The organism is Ruegeria sp. HKCCD8929, from assembly GCF_013031405.1.
GTDB lineage: Bacteria > Pseudomonadota > Alphaproteobacteria > Rhodobacterales > Rhodobacteraceae > Ruegeria.
The window spans coordinates 13246-29560 of the sequence record NZ_WPZY01000020.1 but is presented as its reverse complement, the minus strand read 5'-3'; the positions used below and the strand labels follow the sequence as shown (position 1 = coordinate 29560).

The 16315-nt window shown below is 58.9% G+C and carries 14 protein-coding genes and 2 pseudogenes; 12 read left to right on the top strand and 4 right to left on the bottom strand.

Annotated features, from left to right (window positions below; genetic code table 11):
* Positions 1-118 precede the first annotated feature (118 nt).
* The gene (locus GOX53_RS21730; protein ID WP_171180116.1) at positions 119-1147 is read left to right on the top strand and encodes a peptidoglycan-binding protein; all 1029 of its coding nucleotides are present in this window, start codon (positions 119-121) and stop codon (positions 1145-1147) included.
* Positions 1148-1387: 240 nt separating this feature from the next.
* Here the strand turns inward: GOX53_RS21730 and GOX53_RS30335 are convergent.
* Positions 1388-1894, bottom strand: a pseudogene (locus GOX53_RS30335) (AAA family ATPase); the annotation flags it as partial.
* 187 nt (positions 1895-2081) lie between these two features.
* Here GOX53_RS30335 and GOX53_RS21725 point away from each other — a divergent pair.
* From GOX53_RS21725 to GOX53_RS30330, 6 genes and pseudogenes are all read left to right on the top strand, one after another.
* Entirely contained in the window at positions 2082-2795 is a 714-nt protein-coding gene (locus GOX53_RS21725) for a methyltransferase (RefSeq protein WP_171180114.1), read from the top strand.
* Between the two features lie 505 nt (positions 2796-3300).
* Positions 3301-3714 carry a hypothetical protein gene (locus GOX53_RS21720; RefSeq protein WP_171180112.1) on the top strand — a complete coding sequence of 138 codons (414 nt, stop codon included), beginning with the start codon at positions 3301-3303 and terminating at the stop codon, positions 3712-3714.
* Between the two features lie 122 nt (positions 3715-3836).
* Positions 3837-4379 (top strand): sigma-70 family RNA polymerase sigma factor, encoded by a 543-nt coding sequence (locus tag GOX53_RS21715; protein WP_171180110.1) that lies wholly within the window; start codon positions 3837-3839, stop codon positions 4377-4379.
* Positions 4376-5059 (top strand): anti-sigma factor domain-containing protein, encoded by a 684-nt coding sequence (locus tag GOX53_RS21710; protein ID WP_171180108.1) that lies wholly within the window; start codon positions 4376-4378, stop codon positions 5057-5059. Before GOX53_RS21715 ends, GOX53_RS21710 begins: the two co-directional genes overlap by 4 nt.
* A gap of 609 nt (positions 5060-5668) precedes the next feature.
* Complete coding sequence (locus GOX53_RS21705) at positions 5669-6052, top strand: hypothetical protein (RefSeq protein WP_171180106.1); 384 nt, start codon at positions 5669-5671, stop codon at positions 6050-6052.
* Positions 6053-6208: 156 nt separating this feature from the next.
* A pseudogene (locus GOX53_RS30330) lies at positions 6209-6421 on the top strand (hypothetical protein); the annotation flags it as partial.
* A gap of 122 nt (positions 6422-6543) precedes the next feature.
* Here the strand turns inward: GOX53_RS30330 and nadC are convergent.
* Genes nadC through nadA form a run of 3 tightly spaced genes read right to left on the bottom strand, consistent with a single transcriptional unit; the run spans position 6544 to position 10029 of the window.
* The gene (gene nadC, locus GOX53_RS21700) at positions 6544-7392 is read right to left on the bottom strand and encodes a carboxylating nicotinate-nucleotide diphosphorylase (RefSeq protein ID WP_171180104.1); all 849 of its coding nucleotides are present in this window, start codon (positions 7390-7392) and stop codon (positions 6544-6546) included.
* The gene (locus tag GOX53_RS21695) at positions 7389-8969 is read right to left on the bottom strand and encodes an L-aspartate oxidase (RefSeq protein WP_171180102.1); all 1581 of its coding nucleotides are present in this window, start codon (positions 8967-8969) and stop codon (positions 7389-7391) included. The genes nadC and GOX53_RS21695 overlap by 4 nt, the downstream gene beginning before the upstream one ends.
* A 7-nt stretch (positions 8970-8976) precedes the next feature.
* Entirely contained in the window at positions 8977-10029 is a 1053-nt protein-coding gene (nadA, locus tag GOX53_RS21690) for a quinolinate synthase NadA (RefSeq protein ID WP_171180100.1), read from the bottom strand.
* Positions 10030-10388: 359 nt separating this feature from the next.
* Here nadA and GOX53_RS21685 point away from each other — a divergent pair, with 359 nt between their 5' ends.
* Genes GOX53_RS21685 through GOX53_RS21665 form a run of 5 tightly spaced genes read left to right on the top strand, consistent with a single transcriptional unit; the run spans position 10389 to position 16314 of the window.
* Positions 10389-11672 (top strand): amidohydrolase family protein, encoded by a 1284-nt coding sequence (locus GOX53_RS21685; protein WP_171180098.1) that lies wholly within the window; start codon positions 10389-10391, stop codon positions 11670-11672.
* Between the two features lie 33 nt (positions 11673-11705).
* On the top strand, positions 11706-12836 hold the full coding sequence (locus tag GOX53_RS21680) for a substrate-binding domain-containing protein (protein WP_171180097.1): 1131 nt from the start codon (positions 11706-11708) through the stop codon (positions 12834-12836).
* Positions 12837-12887: 51 nt separating this feature from the next.
* Positions 12888-14405: a sugar ABC transporter ATP-binding protein gene (locus GOX53_RS21675; RefSeq protein ID WP_171180095.1), complete on the top strand. Its 1518-nt coding sequence runs from the start codon at positions 12888-12890 to the stop codon at positions 14403-14405.
* Entirely contained in the window at positions 14402-15346 is a 945-nt protein-coding gene (locus GOX53_RS21670; protein WP_171180093.1) for an ABC transporter permease, read from the top strand. The genes GOX53_RS21675 and GOX53_RS21670 overlap by 4 nt, the downstream gene beginning before the upstream one ends.
* The gene (locus GOX53_RS21665) at positions 15343-16314 is read left to right on the top strand and encodes an ABC transporter permease (RefSeq protein ID WP_171180090.1); all 972 of its coding nucleotides are present in this window, start codon (positions 15343-15345) and stop codon (positions 16312-16314) included. The genes GOX53_RS21670 and GOX53_RS21665 overlap by 4 nt, the downstream gene beginning before the upstream one ends.
* Position 16315: the final 1 nt, after the last annotated feature.

The following is a 16315-nucleotide window of genomic DNA, read 5'->3' as shown; positions in this document are numbered from 1 at the left end:
ACATCCACACGCAAAACAATTTTCTCGCCGCTGGCGGGCTCGAAGAAACTCAGGTTCCAAAAAGAGGTCGAACTGCCGCCACCCGAGCGTAAAGAGTTGAATTTATTGGAGAACAGAAATGAAGAAATTGAAGAAGGGGACCAAGGGGTCCGATGTCAAAGCACTTCAGACAGCGCTGAACAAGACCCCGCCAAAGGCGAAACTAAAGATCGACGGCATCTTCGGCGACAAAACAGAGGCAGCGGTCAAGGCGTTTCAAAAGGCGAAGCGGCTCAAACAGGACGGCATCGCCGGTGAAAAGACGCAGGCCGCGCTGGGAATCGGCAAGCGAAAAGACAAGAGCATTGAGTGGCCCTGGCCGGACATTGAACAGACCATCGGCGCAGGTGCAAAGATCTACGGCAAGCAAATCGACATTGTGAACGCCGCCCTCAGGATGGCCGGCAAGGTAAAGACTGCGGAAATGGCCGCGCTTGAAAAGCGATTGCTTGCAGCCTTGAAGGAACTCACCCGTCTGTATCGGGCGCAGGACAAGCCTGCCCGCGCCGTCGTCGTTCTGGAACGCTCTTTCCTGAAGGCCAAGCAAAGCAATCCTTCGGCCTGTGCAGGTATCGTAAAAAAGGCGAAGAAACTTGCCGAGGCGTCGGTCAAGGCAACCATCGCCTCGGTCGAGATCGGCGAGACAATCGAGAAACTCGCCGCCGACATCAAGCGCGCAGGGTCAAACCCGCCTGTACCGCGCCCGGTTGAAAAGACCCGGAAACGCCTCGCCCGGTACAAGTCGTTGCGTAAGGATGACGAGAAAAGCTTGAAAAAGAGCCTTCAGCTCTGCCGCCGCCACCCCAGCCCCGGAGTGGACGCGCTGCGGGACAAGTACCTGGCAATGGAAAAAGAAGCCAACATATCAGGCAACTCCTCGGTCCCTGAGATCATGCGCCGACTGGTCGAACTGGAAGTACTTGAGATCAAATATAACAAGGCAATCCGGAGTCTGCCCGTGCGCGAGCTGCGCCGTGCGATGGAAAAGATCAAGCTCATCGAAGACATAATTGAAACGCTTGAGAAGGGCCGGCTTGCCCGCCTCAAGCGAAAGGCCGCGCTCGACAAGGAACTGATCAAGCAGATCAAGCTTGCGGTTTTCGCGTAAATCACCTCCCTGCACCGGAACCACGGTGCAGGGCCGGTTCACGTGGTTCTGCCTTGTGACCTGCGCCCGGCTCTGACACTTTTCATGGGCGCGGAAAGCGGTGTCGATCAACCGGCACCACACCGAAACGTAGTGCGCGGGACCGGATTTTTTCAGAAAATCATTGGCTCTTGCTTCGCTCGTATTCTCGACCACAACGCTCCTGGGCAACTGAACCTGTGTGGCAAGCGCATTGATCTCTTTTATCCTGTCGTCCGAGACCGGGATGTGCTGTGACGCATCTCGCCTGTGAATTCGATCCAGACAGGTCTCGGCCGGGGCGTTGACCCTGACCAGAACGAGTTCGCCTGCCTTCTCCAGCGCATCGAGCATGTCCGAAAACCACGGAGCGGTTCCAGTGCTTTCCAGTACAACACTGCCCTTTGCCGACAGATGTTCGCGAACACCTCTCAGGACTCTCGACAACCCTTCATTGTCAAAGTCACTGGAGCCGGGCTCCATCTCATCCATCAGCTTCAGCCAGATCGGCTCGACCCGCAGAAACGGGATGCCGATCTCATCCTCCATGCGTGACGCAAGATAGGTCTTGCCCGCACCCTTTGGCCCTATCAGAAGAATGACTGTTTTGTGCTTAACCATGGGTGGGCATCCGTTGTTTGTTTCTTTTGTGATGAGCTTGGCGTCGAAAACTGACCACCGCGAACAGCTTGCGCAGCCTAATCCGTCCAAGCTGTACGATCGACCCACTTTTGGATTTGAGAACAGGCCGGGACGGCCACCAACCGGTAAGAAGCCACTTTAAATGGAAAACGGCCGTGGCGCTCGGTATCTGCTTGAACGTACGGTTCGGGACGATACCATTCCGTCAAATACGTGTATTCCTCAACTTGGTTGCTCCCGTGGGGATCCAGGCAGATCATATAGGAACGACACCATGGGACGTCTCGAAACCATTCGAGCCACGGCAACTTGGAAGGACATCTTTCAAGGCCAAGTACTCCATGTTGGGCTCATCGTGCTTCTCGTTTCTGGTGCCTTATCCTTGCTGGTATCAGATAGCTCAAACCGAACGTTTCTGAGTTGGAACGCGCAGAAATGGGCCACCTGCTCCATATTGCTCGCCGTTGTCCATCAGCTTTTGGTCGCCGTGGTTTTCCGCCTTGAGCTCTACAAGGGTTTGATGACCCGGATGTTCGGGGATCGGGCACTAACCGTTTGGGCAACTGTGTTCTTGCCTTTGCTTATCGCACGTCCCATCACGATCATCATTGTCGGTTGGCTCGATCAGACTCCTATCTCCGGGTTTCGCAGCGCTGAGGTCTTTCTTGCAATACCGGCGATACTGGTTGCCGTTGTGACAATGCACTCGGTGATCAAGTTCTTCACTATCCGGCGCGCTATTGGTGCTGACCACTTTGACAATGCGATCATTGCGATGCCCTTCGTTCGACAAGGGATGTTCAAATACACATCCAACGGCATGTACGGTCTGGTGTTTCTGGGGCTCTGGGGCATCGCGCTCGCGTTTGGATCGTGGAACGCCTTCATCGTGGCATTTTTCCAGCATGTGTACATTTGGGTACACATGGTTTTGACGGAACAGCCCGATATTGATCGGATCTATGGGTCTGGTGAAACACAGGCTTAGGGGTTCAGAGTTGTACCGTTACGGCTCTTCCAGGGTGCAGCCTGATGCACGGATGTTTGGTTTAGGTAACTGATGGAACGAGTTCGAGCAGAGCCGAATGTCGGCCCTGGGCCGATCTCACCAAAAGAAAGATTGTCACGTGCCTAAACCATCTTTGCCTGAAAAGTGATCATCGGCGGCGAGGATCGTGAATGTGGCCCAAGGATGCGCCCGCTACGTCGAACGTCGCGGAAGCAATGCGGTTACAAAGTGAGGTCACCGTGGCTTGAAGTGTCCTAAGCATCGCCAACATCGATCTCACTGCGGCAAATTTCAGATTCGGTCGCGGATCGGAGAACGGCTCGCCGCCGCCTCCGATTGTCAGGATCGGTTTTTCGCGACGCAGGCGCGCCACCGGGCCAAGACCACCGACATAAAAAACTCTGAAACCTTGAAACTTTTGGGTGCCCCTCTGCGTGACTATTTCATCTGGCCGCTTGGCGCCGAACATTGAACAGGAAAGAAAATGCAAAAACTAGCGATTTTTATTACGTTTGGCTTGATATCAACCGGAGCCTTCGCGGATGGCCATGCGCTGGCTCCGTCCGTGGACGCGTCTGATCAATCCGTGGCAAACGGTATTGTGAGCGCGGAAAGGGTCATCGCGGCCGACAACGGTTGGCTTGTGGTGCATCGCACGGATGCTGAAATGAAACCGGGTCCGGTGGTGGGGTATGCCCCACTGAGGATGGGCGACAACATCGATGTCGCGGCGATCCTGACCGAAGACGTCAAAGCAGGCGAGATGCTCATGTTGATGGTCCATTCGGAAAAGGGCGGAACAGAAACTGGCATCTTCGAATACACACTTGGCGCGAAAGAGGATGGTCCCATCCGGGTCGACGACAAGCTGGTAATGACGGTTGTGACCGCGCAATAAGCGCGCCGCGTAACGAGTTTGATGTTTCGCGTGCCTTCCGCAGTTGGGCGGGAGGCACGTATGCTATTGTCTGACAGGGTCCGAGCAGACCATGACATATTGCCGAAGGGGCACTGACCTCGATGACGACCAGAGCGGAAATCGAAAAGATGATCGCGCAAACGGCGTTGCGCGATCATGCGGCTTTTTCCGCGCTCTATGACGCCACCAGCGGAAAACTATTCGGCATCTGCCTTCGCGTTTTGAACAACCGCAGCGAGGCCGAGGACGTGTTGCAGGAGGTCTACCTTCGGATCTGGCACAAGGCTGACAGCTACGCCGTCACGGGCCACAGCCCGATGACATGGCTGATCACGGTCGCCCGGAACCTGGCAATCGACAGGCTACGCACCCGCAAGGCACCGTCAAAAGACATCGAAACGGTGTTTGATGTGGAAGATGCCCGTCCTGGCCCTGAGGCCGAGGCCATCGCGAGCTCTGAACGCGCGCAAATCGAGACATGCATGGCGGAGTTGGAGCCCGACCGGGCCGATGCGGTGCGGCGCGCCTATCTGGATGGAGAAACCTACAAGGACCTCGCGGCACGCTACGAGGTTCCTCTGAACACGATGCGAACCTGGCTGCGGCGCAGCCTGCAAAAACTGAAGGAATGCCTTACGCGATGAGCGCCACCGACGATCCCTTTGACGACGACGCACGTGCCGCGGAATACGTCCTGCATCTGATGGATGCCGACGACCGTCTGAGGTTCGAGGACCGCTTGCGCGATGACGCAAGGCTGAGGAAGCTGGTGCACGCCTGGGAGGCACATTTTGCGCCGCTCGCCGATCAGGTTGAACCCGTTACTCCGCCGGAAAGAATCAAAGCGGCTGTTCTGAATTCGGTGTCACCAACCGCGTCGAAACGCACCTGGGGTCGCGCATGGTTGTTGGGCCTTCTGGGGCTTGCCGCAGCTGCGGCTGTTGCTTTTGTCGCGCTTGGTCCGGTTCTGCGAAGCCCAGACCTCACCCCTCAGTTTCAAGCCGAACTTGCTTCTGCTGATGGCGAGTTGATGCTCATCGCCGGAGTTATTCCACCAACCCATGAGATAGTCATTGAACAAGTCGCGGGCGCAGCGCCAGAAGGTCGCGTGCTGGAACTCTGGCTGATTGCCGAAGGTGCAGACGCGCCGGTGTCTCTGGGACTCTTGGAGGCTGACGGCTCGACCCGCATACGTGTGCCCGACGAGATCGCACCTGGCGTCCGTACAGGAACAATAGCCGTCTCCTTGGAACCACTGGGCGGATCACCAACAGGTGCCCCAACTGGCCCGGTTCTGGCGACTGGCACATTCACCGATCTCTGAATAGTCGCTGGGTGGGCGTCAAAGGGTGTTATTACTGCGGAATTGAAAACAAAGATCAAAATCGCTCCTTGACCATAGCGGATGGGAGGAATGGCTCCCGCACCTCCGGCATCGAACGCGACATAGCGCAGCTGTCATCGACTGCTCGGAAACGAGCCACCCAATGACAGTCAGAACCGTAGGCCTGGATTTGGCCAAGAAGATTTTGGTTCACTGCGTCTCAGCGATCGGACACCATGTCATCAACAAGAAGATCATGCGGGCAAGATTTCTGGACTCTTCGAAACCATGCCGCGTTGTGTCGCGGGCAAGGAGGTTAGTGGATCCGCACCTCATTTGGGTCGGCAATTCCACGGACCACTGTACCAGGATCGGTTTCGACAGTGCGTGATAACGAACCCGTGAACTCTGAAACTATGTCCCGAGGGACGCCGTGTCTTCTGGAAACTACCAAACCGGCCAATCCAGGAGGACACCATGCAAAACCGTGCTGCACAATATCGCACAACTTTCCACTGCCTGTGATGTGGCCCCTTTTTTGCTGGTCGCACTACCGACGATGACGGAAATCTCTCAGCCCCTTGATGAGCAAATTACGAGGAACTCGAAATGAGCGAATTATATGATACCGAAGACACTCAAGGCCATTGTGACTCCTGCCACGAAACCATTTCAGAGTGTTGGAACAATGGTGAACCGCATACAGCCTACACCGTCATCAACAACATGAAAAAATCAAGTGTTCCGGCCGACGGCGACAAGGTTGTTCTGACCGATGCATTCATCTTCAAGGACATAGACAAAGCTGAAACCGAAGTTGACACGGGATCGGTTGACGAAGTCCTCTACATGACGCTTGTCATTTCTCCGCTGGAGCAAACGCAATCAGGGCTGCCTGCACCTGGGCCTGCGCCCGAACCGCTCGACACGGCCCAGCCTGCACAATTGGACCAGCAAGACGTGTCCAACGACATGCTTTGGCTTCAGATTTGAGATAGAAATTTCCGGCGCGGCCGTCTGGCGCCATTTGTACAACCATACAAATTGCGGTTTGTCCCGCATTCTTATGCAAGGCTGGATCCTGTGCCGAGTTTTGCTGCACAAATCCGGTCGGAGGATTCTCTATTGGAGTGAAGCGTGGTGGCTGGGATGTATGAGCCGTTGGGTGCACGCGAAATACAATCTACGAACCCGTCGGCTTACAATGATGCGTCGAAGCGGCGCCTGCTGCTGGCGATCTGGTTCGATCTTGAGATGACGTAGAAACCGCCTTCGACAGGCAGGCGCAGCCGCTAACCGAGTTCCAGTGACGCCGCGATCCAAACCTGTCTGACGATGACGGTTCTGTTTGGCATGCCGCTTAGCAAATATAGCGGTGGACCACTTCATTGGGGGAGGACCAGCCACCTGTTCGCAACTCGACCAAGCGCAAGGCGACTTGCTTGACTGGATAACGCTGACGTCGGACGAGGTTCAACAATCACTCAGAAATCCAACCCAAGATCCACTGTCCGGTAGGAATGAGTCAGCGCACCCGAGGAAATATAGTCGACGCCTGTGGCGGCAATGGGTGCGACCGTTTCTTGCGTCACGTTTCCGGAAGCCTCCGCCACAAGCCTCCCGTTGATCATGTCGACCGCTGTGCGCAGCGTCGCGGGGTTCATATTGTCGAGCAAAACCACATCGGCGCCGCCAACTTCAAGCACTTCGGCAAGTTGGTCCAGCCGATCCACCTCGATCTCGACCTTCATCATGTGCGAGGCGTGGGCCTTGGTCGCCTCCAGCACGGGGCGGATGCCCCCAGCGGCGGCGATGTGGTTGTCCTTGATCAGGATCGCATCCGATAGCGAATAGCGGTGATTGAAACCACCGCCATGCAGGACCGCCTGTTTCTCGACGACGCGCAGACCCGGGGTGGTCTTACGGGTGCAGGTGATGCGGGCCTTGGTGCCTTCTGTCTCGGCCACCAGTGCGGCAGCTTGGGTCGCGATGCCGCTGAGCCGCCCGACGAAATTCAGGGCAACCCGCTCCCCCGACAGGATCGCGGCAGCGTCGCCAACGATCTCCATCAGTGTATCCCCCCTGGCGCAGCGATGACCGTCTGGGATATGGGTCTTGATCTGCAGTGAGGGATCCACAAGACGAAACGCCAGCGCGGCCACCTGCATCCCCGAGACCACCGCATCCTCTCTCGCGTTCAGGTGTGCGGTGTAGGTGGTGCCTGCCGGAATGACGGTGCGGGTGGTGATGTCGCCATAGGCACCCAGATCCTCCATCAGAGCGGCGCGCACGATGGGTTCCAGCACCAGATCGGGAAGGGCGGCGTGGTTCATGCGGGTTCCTTTGCGATGTGGTCCCTCAGCGCCATGGCCTCATCCAGTGTCAGGTACGAGCGTTGGGCGATGCCGGACGCGGCCTCGGGGAAGTCGGAGCGGTAGTGGGCGCCCCGGCTTTCCTCGCGCGTGAGCGCGGCGGAGGCGATCAGGGTGGCGGTTGCGGTCATGTTGCGGAAGGCATCCGCGGTGCCGTGTTTGGATTCAAGCTGGGCGATGCACGTAAGTGCCCGGCGCAGGCCGTCGGCATCGCGAACCACGCCGACATGGTCCGTCATGGTGCGGCGCAGGGTGGTGATAGCCTGCGGATTGGGGACGTTGCCGCCGGGTTGGAATTGGATTTCAACTTTGGGCGAGTCACCTGCCGGCACACACGCAGCAATGTCTTCGGCGCAGGCGCGGGCAAAGACCAAAGCTTCGAGTAGCCCGTTAGAAGCGAGACGGTTTGCGCCGTGCAACCCGGTCGAAGCCGCCTCGCCGCAGGCCCAGAGGCCGGTCAGCGAACTGCGGCCGTTCAGGTCGGTGTCCACCCCGCCCATATGATAGTGCGCGGCAGCGGCCACAGGAATGGGATCTGTCACCGGGTTCAGTCCGTTGCGGGCGCAAGCCCGAGCCACGGCAGGGAATTGCGTGGCGATTTCGGCACCGATGGCGGTGCGTGTGTCCAAGGCCGGGCAGTTGCCTGCTTGTGCCTGCAGATAAACGGCTCGGGCCACCACGTCACGCGGAGCCAGCTCTGCGTCCGAGTGCACAGAGGTCATGAAGCGGTGACCGTGCCGATCAATCAGCACCGCGCCGTCGCCGCGCAGTGCCTCGGTGGCAAGCGGGGCGGGATCTTCACCAACATCGATGGCGGTGGGGTGGAACTGCACGAATTCCACATCGGCGATCCGGGCGCCTGCCCGTGCGGCCATGCCGATCCCCTGACCGCGGATGCGGGGCGGGTTGGTGGTGAGCGCATAGAGCCCGCCCGAACCGCCCCCCGCCATCAGACAGGCTGGCCCGCGCAACAGCACCGGCTTTGACCCTTCTTCGGAGGCACGGCTCAGATACACACCCGTAACGCGATTGCCGTCGCTCTCCAATCCGATGGCTTGTGTCCCTTCAAGCACCTGCACCGAAGGTGTTTTGCGCAACTCGGCAATCAGCGCCCGCATGATCTCGGCCCCGGCGCGATCGCCCCTGACCCGCACCACGCGCGCGACGCTGTGAGCGGCCTCGCGCGACAGGATGTAATCTCCGTCGGCTGTGCGGTCGAACCCGGTGCCAAGGTTTGTCAGATCCAGAATATGGTCGCGGGCAGCGCGGGTCACATAGTTCGCGACGCCGCGCAGGACCGTCCCGGCACCGGCAAGTTCCGTGTCCTCGGCATGAGCCTCTGGGCTGTCGTGAGGATTCATCGCCGCTGCAACACCACCCTGCGCCCAGGCGGAGCTTGCGCCCGATCCAAGCGGATCCGGCGAGATCATTACCGCCGGCCGTGGAGCCAGCTTCAGCGCCGCATAAATCGCGGCGAGACCAGCGCCGATTATGATCACGCGCCCTGTAGTGATCACTTGCGTGGCAGTGTTCGGCATTGGCGGATCAAATTCCCAGCTGGCGCGAGAGATCAATCATTCGCTGCACCGACTGCCGCGCCTTACCGGCCACCGTGGCCTCGACTTCGACCTGCCGGGTCATGGTGTCGAGCGCATAGAGCACCTTTTCCAAGGTGATCTTCTTCATGTACGGGCACATGTTGCAGGGGCCGACGAATTCCACCTCGGGCAACGCGTCCGCAATGTTGGACGCCATCGAGCACTCGGTGATTAGCAGAGCCTTTTCTGGCTTTTCGTCGGTGACATATTTGACGATGCCGCTGGTCGAGCCCGAATAATCCGCCTCGGCCACGACGTCGGGCGGACATTCCGGGTGGGCGATCAGGCGGGTGCCGGGGTTCCACTCGCGAAAATCACGCAGGTCCTGCGCGCTGTACTGCTCATGCACGATGCAGGAGCCCTCCCACCAGACCACGTTTTTCTGTGGCACTTCTCGGGCCACGTTCTGCGCCAGATACTGGTCTGGGGTCATGATCACGGTGTCGCTTTCCTGAGCCGCGACGATCTGTGCGGCATTGGACGAGGTGCAGCAGATGTCCGAGGCGGCTTTGACCTCGGCGGTGGTGTTCACGTACGAAACCACCGGTGCGCCAGGATAGCGGCGGCGCATCTCTTCGATCCCTTCGGCGGTAATGGACTCGGCCAATGAACAGCCCGCATTCATATCCGGCATAAGGACCGTTTTGTCAGGGCTGAGGATCTTGGACGTCTCGGCCATGAAATGAACGCCACATTGTACGATCAAGTCCGCTTCGACCTCGGTCGCCTTTATCGCCAGTTGCAAGCTGTCACCGACGAAATCGGCGATACCGTGATAGATCTCGGGCGTCATGTAGTTATGCCCCAGAATCACGGCGTTACGCTCTTTTTTGAGCGCGTTGATCGCCTTGACATATGGCGCATGAATGGCCCAGTCGGCGGGCGTAACAACACGGCTCATGCGGTTGTGTATGTCGCTCATCCCGGCGGCCAGCTCGGGAGACGGGGTCAGGTCAAATTTCTGGGAAAGGGTCGCGCGCAGCGATGGTAGGTCGAACACGGGTCAGTATTCTCTGCCTGTTAAACACGGGGTTTGGGATAAAGAGTTTGCGGATCAATGGCCACAGCGGAAACTGGAACACCTGACCAAAGATTGCGCGACAAGAGGAACAGGTTGACTGAATTTCAGGAGAACTAAGGTTTGGAGCCGTTGCTCAGCGACGGGTGCCGAGTCCGGACAGGGCGAAGCGTTGAGTTCATTTCGCCAGGCATTTTGTACTGGCAACGCCAGCCATCCCACGAAATGGCTTAGTCCAATATATGGCATAAAGAGCTGCTTTGCGCGCTTAAATTGCTTAAGATTTGATGCACCTTTTTCTTGATCGCAGCGGGTTCAAGTCTGCGCTCAGGGAGGAAAAGATGTCACAGATCACCATCAAAGGTGCTCAGATTTGGGATGGCGTATCAGACGCGCGCTACCCCGGAACCGTAACCATCAACGACAACAAAATCACTTCGATCACGAAGGGTGAAGACACATCTGCAGAATCTGCCAGTGAGATCATTGATGGCACGGGCCATACACTGATGCCCGGTATGGTCGAAGGTCACTGCCATCCCAGCTTTACCGGTGTTGGTGAGCCGTGGGAGTTGGGCCAGCTTTGCCCTGAACAACACATGCTGCTGACGGCGCAGAACCTTCGTCTGCTTTTGAGCCACGGGTTTACATCCATTTTCGAGGCCGCTTCGGCCAAGCCGATGCTTGGTGTGACGGCTAGGGATGCGATCAATCAGGGCATGTTGGACGGGCCCAGAATGCGCGCCTCAAGCCCCGAGATCACGACAACCGCCGGCCTGGGTGACGAGCGCAAGCGCCACATTTATCAAGAGAGTTTTGGTCTGGTCGCCGATGGCCCCATCGAAATGCGGCGCGTGGCACGCGAATGCGTGCGCGACAATGTCGACAACATGAAGATCAATATCTCGGGGGATGAGTTCGTCTCGTTTGCCCGCGCCGAGATCACGCCGCTGGAAGACGACGAACTGGCCGCCTTCATGGCGGTGGCGCGCAAGTATGGCAAGACGGTTGCCGCCCATGCGCGGTCGTCAGAATCCGTGAAAATGGCCGTGCGTCACGGCGTTGACTGCATTTATCACTGCGACTTCGCCGATGAAGAAGCGCTGGACATGCTGGAGGAGGCCAAGGATCGCGTTATCCTCGGACCGGCGTTCGGCCTTGTCCACAATGCAACGCGCGAAGGCGATGTGGTGGGTATCACCAAAGAGGTGGCCGAAGAGTTGAACCTGTTCCGCAAGTTCGATGCCACCTGCGCCACCTATCATGAAATCCGCAAGCGGGGCCTGCGCGTTGCTGTCGGAGGTGACTACGGTTTCGCCGTCACGCCAATGGGTCAGAACGCCCGGGATCTGGAGCATTTCGTGCGCTATTTCGGCTATTCGCCCGTCGAGGCGCTGCGGTGCGCGACCACGGTCGGTGCTGAGCTGATGCAGATGGAAGACCAGATTGGTCAGGTGAAAGAGGGCTTCCTTGCCGATCTGCTTCTGGTCAAAGGGGACGTCACTCAGGATGTCAGCCTAGTTCAGCATCAGGACAATCTGTCGATGATCATGAAGGACGGGGTGATGTTCAAGGACCCCCGGGCCGGGAGCAACGCGGGCGGCCTGATCCGCGCTGCCGAATAATCAAAACAAATCAATACGCCAGGGAGGAAACGCATGCGTATGATCAAAACTGCGGCCGCGGCCGTGACTCTGGGGCTGTTTGCCGGATCGGCGATGGCAGAGGGGTATCAAGGGGTGCCGCGCACCTTTCTTTGGAACCCGGGCGCATTGGAAATCTATGACGCCGCTGAATACAAGAAAGAGGGGCCCTATACGATTGGCTTTTCCAATGCCTCGATCTCGAACCCATGGCGCGTGGCCATGCTGCACGGGATCGAAGCGGCGGCCGAGCGCAATGCGGACAAGCTGAGCCGGTTCATCATCACCGATGCCAATGACGACCCGAGCAAGCAGGCCGCCGACGTGCAGGATCTGATCGCGCAGGGCGTCGATATCCTGTTGATTTCGCCCGCTACAGCCGAGGCCATGGATCCGGTCATTCGCCGGGCCAAGCGTCAGGGCATTCCGGTGGTGCTGGTGGACCGCTCTGTCCCGTCTACAGAGAATTTCATCAGCTTCGTCACCGCGTCAGATCAGGCGCTGGGGCGGATCTCGGCACAATGGCTGGCCGAAAAGCTTGAGGGCAAAGGCAAGGTTGTGATGTTGGGCGGGTTGGCCGGTGCCTCACCTGCCGAAGCCCGCATTCAGGCCGCAATGGAGGTGTTTAACCAGTTCCCGGAACTGGAAGTGCTGGAGACCCAATACACGAGTTGGTCGCCCGCAAATGGAAAGACTATCATGTCCGCTCTAATCCAGAAATACGGTGACGAAATCTCCGGTGTCTGGGCGGACTCGGGCCTGCAGGGGTCGGGATCAATCGAAGCTTTCCTGGCGGCGGGTTACGAGGCTGGAACCATCCCGCCGCACACCGGTGGCGACTTCAACGCCATGTACCAGTTGTCGGTCAACAATGACGTGCCGATGATTGGCATCGACTATCCGCCAGCGATGGGTGCGCGCGCGTTTGAGGTTCTGTTCGATGTGCTCGACGGCAAAGGCATTCCCAAGCGGATCGAAGTGAACCAGCAGGTCGTCGTCTCGGAGGGGCACGAAACACCTTCGGTTCAGGCGGACGTGTTCGTTGCGGATTACGCACTGATGGACAAGCCGGGATCAGTCATCATGTCCTCGGGCGTGGGCGCTGATTATGACCCGGCCACGTTCAATGCGGTCTATCCCAAATAGCCGGATCGGGGCGGCAAAGTACCGCCCCGCCACTCCACGGGAGGAGAGACGATGGCACAGCCATACCTGGCCGCGCGCGGCCTCAGCAAGTCATTTGGCCCCAACGAAGTGCTCAAGGGCATCGAGTTCGAAGTTCACGGCCACCATTCCGTTGCGCTCTGCGGTGAGAACGGCGCTGGAAAGTCGACCCTGATCAAGCTGCTGACCGGGCTCTACACCCCAACCGCCGGACATGTGGAGTTCGAAGGGCAGGAGGCCGGCTGGTCCGATCCGCGTCAGAGCCTGGCTGCTGGAATCGCGGTTGTGCATCAGGAGTTTTCGGTTCTGGGCGCGCTGTCGATTGCCGAGAACATCTATCTGGGGGCTGAGCCGCGCACGAGGCTGGGTTTGATTGACCGCAAGGCGCTGAAGGAAAACGCGCAAGCCCTGTTGGACGATCTGGGGATCACTCTCGACCCCGACGTTCTGGTTGAAACACTTTCAGTTGCAGACAAGCAGATGGTCGAAATTGCCAAGGCGCTGCGGGTCGAGGCCAAGGTTTTGATCCTGGATGAGCCCACCGCAGTGCTCAGCCAGAACGAGACCAGACACCTGTTCCGCATCATCAACGATCTGCGCGAGCGGGGGATGGGGTTGGTCTATGTGTCCCACCGGCTGGATGAGATATTCGAGATTTGCACCGATATCACGGTGATCAAGGACGGGGTGGTGACCTCGAAAGGGCCCACCACTGATTATACCCACGACAGCGTTATCGCGGCCATGGTGGGGCGCGAGCTTGGTGACCTCTTCCCGCACAAGGCCGCGAACCCAACGGCGGGCGAGAAGGTGCTGGAGGTGGAAAACCTCTCGGTTGCTCCGCACCTTCCGCCTGCCAGTTTTGACGTACATGCGGGTGAGATTGTTGGGCTGGCCGGCTTGGTTGGCTCGGGCCGCACCGAACTTGCGCTGGCCTTGTTCGGGGTGGCTCCGGCCACCGGAAATGTGAGCCTGATGGGTGAACCGATGCCGCATCGGGACCCGGCGGGCTGTATCGAGGCGGGCATTCTGATGCTGACCGAGTCCCGCAAGGATGACGGGCTGTTCCTGAACTCTTCTGTTGCGCGCAATTTTGCGGCCACGACGCCCGGCTTTGGAGTGCATCACAACGCGATTCCGTCGGGTCACGAGGAACGCAGGGCCGCCGTTCTGAAGGAACGCCGGGGCGTGGTGGTTGATCATGTCGGGCTGCCGATTTCGGCCCTGTCGGGGGGCAATCAGCAAAAGGTCCTGATTGCGCGCCTGCTGGAAAACCGGCCCAAGCTGCTCATCCTCGATGAGCCCACGCGCGGCGTCGATGTCGGTGCAAAATCCGAGATCTACAAGACACTGCGGGAGTTGGCGGATGAGGGCATGGCCTTGCTGGTGATCTCGTCGGAACTGATTGAAATCGTGGGTCTTTGTGATCGCGTGTATGTCATGCGCGACGGAGAACTCGCAAAAGAACTGGTCGGCGAAGAGATCACCGAAGAGGCGATCATCGCCGTTGCCGCCGCCGAGACCTCAACCCATCACGGAGTTGCCGCATGAGCACGATCGCCCGCGCCACGCGCGCCCAGCCCGTTCACCTGGTTGTTGTCGCACTGATCGCACTTGTATTCGTGATCGGCATGTCCGCGTCCGACCGGTTCGCGACCCTGCTCAACATGGCCAATGTGCAGGATCAGATGGTCGCCCTTGCGATTGTCGCCCTGGCGCAGACCATCGTCATTCTGTCCGGCGGGATCGACCTCAGCTATGCCGGAGCGCTCAGTTTTCTGTGCGTGGTGTTCGCGGCAATTGCGGGGGACAGCGCCGGTACATTGTTGATGGCGATGGCTGCTGTCGTGGCGCTCGGGATATTCATCGGCGTGATCAATGGAGGCCTCACCGCCTATGTCGGCGTGCACCCTCTGATCACCACGCTTGGCACTTCGACGATCCTGGCTGGTGCGGCGCTGCTGATCACCCGGCAGCCCTCGGGATCGGTGCCGTTGTTCTTCGAAGATTTTACCTATGGGCGCATCGGCGTCATGCCCTTTGGCATGTTGTTCGTCATCGCTCTGTACCTGCTGGTCGGCTTCATGCTGTGGCGCACGACCTTTGGCACTCGCATCTTTGCCATCGGTGACAATGAAGTCGCTGCCGCCGTGTCTGGCCTTCCGGTCAGGCAGACCAAAGTGGCCATCTATGCGCTGTCGGGGCTGCTCTGCGCCGTTGCCGCCATGTACATGACCGGGCGGTTTGGTGTGGGCGACCCGCGTGCGGGCGTTGGGTTCGATCTGCGGTCCATCACGCCGGTGATCGTCGGCGGCACGTTGCTGGCCGGTGGCAAAGGTGGCGTTCTGGGTACCGCGCTGGCGGTGATCCTGCTGGCGTTTCTGGCCAATGCCCTGAACTTCATGAACATCTCCAGCTACTACCAGTGGATCGCCGAAGGCCTGATCATCATCGCTGCCGTTTCATTCTTTGCAGGAAAGGGCAAGTCATGACCGCGACCGCCATCAACCCCACAAACGTCAAACCCAACCGTGCCACCGTCCGCGCAACCCAGCGGCGGGAACTGCTGATCCTTCTGGGCTTTCTTGCGGTGATCTGGGCGGTGACAACGGCGCTGTCGCCCCGGTTCCTGACCCCCGCCAACCTGAAGGACATTTTGATCCAGGCCGCGCCGCTTGGCTTTGTGGTGATCGGTCAAATGATCGTCATCATCGTGCGGGGTCTCGATCTTTCGGTGGCGTCGATCATGGCGACGGTCGCGGTTCTGTCGACCTCGCTGATCGACTCGACGCCTGTTATCTTCGTCGTCGGTCTGCTGCTGGGCGGATTCATCGGGGCCATCAATGGTTATCTCGTAGCCTATCGAAAAGTGACGCCATTCCTTGCGACGTTGGCGACAATGATCGTGCTTCAGGGTATCCGCTTTGCCTATACCAAGGGCGCGCCGGGCGGAACTTTGCCGGAGACCTTCCGCTGGCTCGCCACTGGGGACATCCTTGGCATCCCCGTCGCGCTGATCGCACTGGCCATCGTCGCCGTCGGGATCCATTGGGTTTTGGAACGCACCGTGTTCGGCCGCCGCCTCAAGCTCTACGGAGACAGCCCGGACGCGGCCTACATGACCGGCGCGCCGACCAAGCTGTTGGTGGTTGTGGCCTTCGTGATCTCGGGTGTGATGGCCGCTATCGCCGGTCTGTTTCTGGTGGGCTATGTCGGGATCGTCGATAACTGGACCGGACGTGGATACGAGCTGGACAGTATCGCGGCAGCGGTGATTGGCGGGGCGGTGTTGTCCGGCGGCAAGGGCTCGGTCCCTGGCGTATTGCTGGCGGCGCTGATCCTTGTGTCGCTGTTCAACATCGTGGTGATCCTGGGCCTGTCCATCGAGCTGCAGTTGGTGATCAAGGGCGCTCTGATTATCCTCGCCGCAGCCGTTTACATGAAACGGTCGCAGAGCTGAT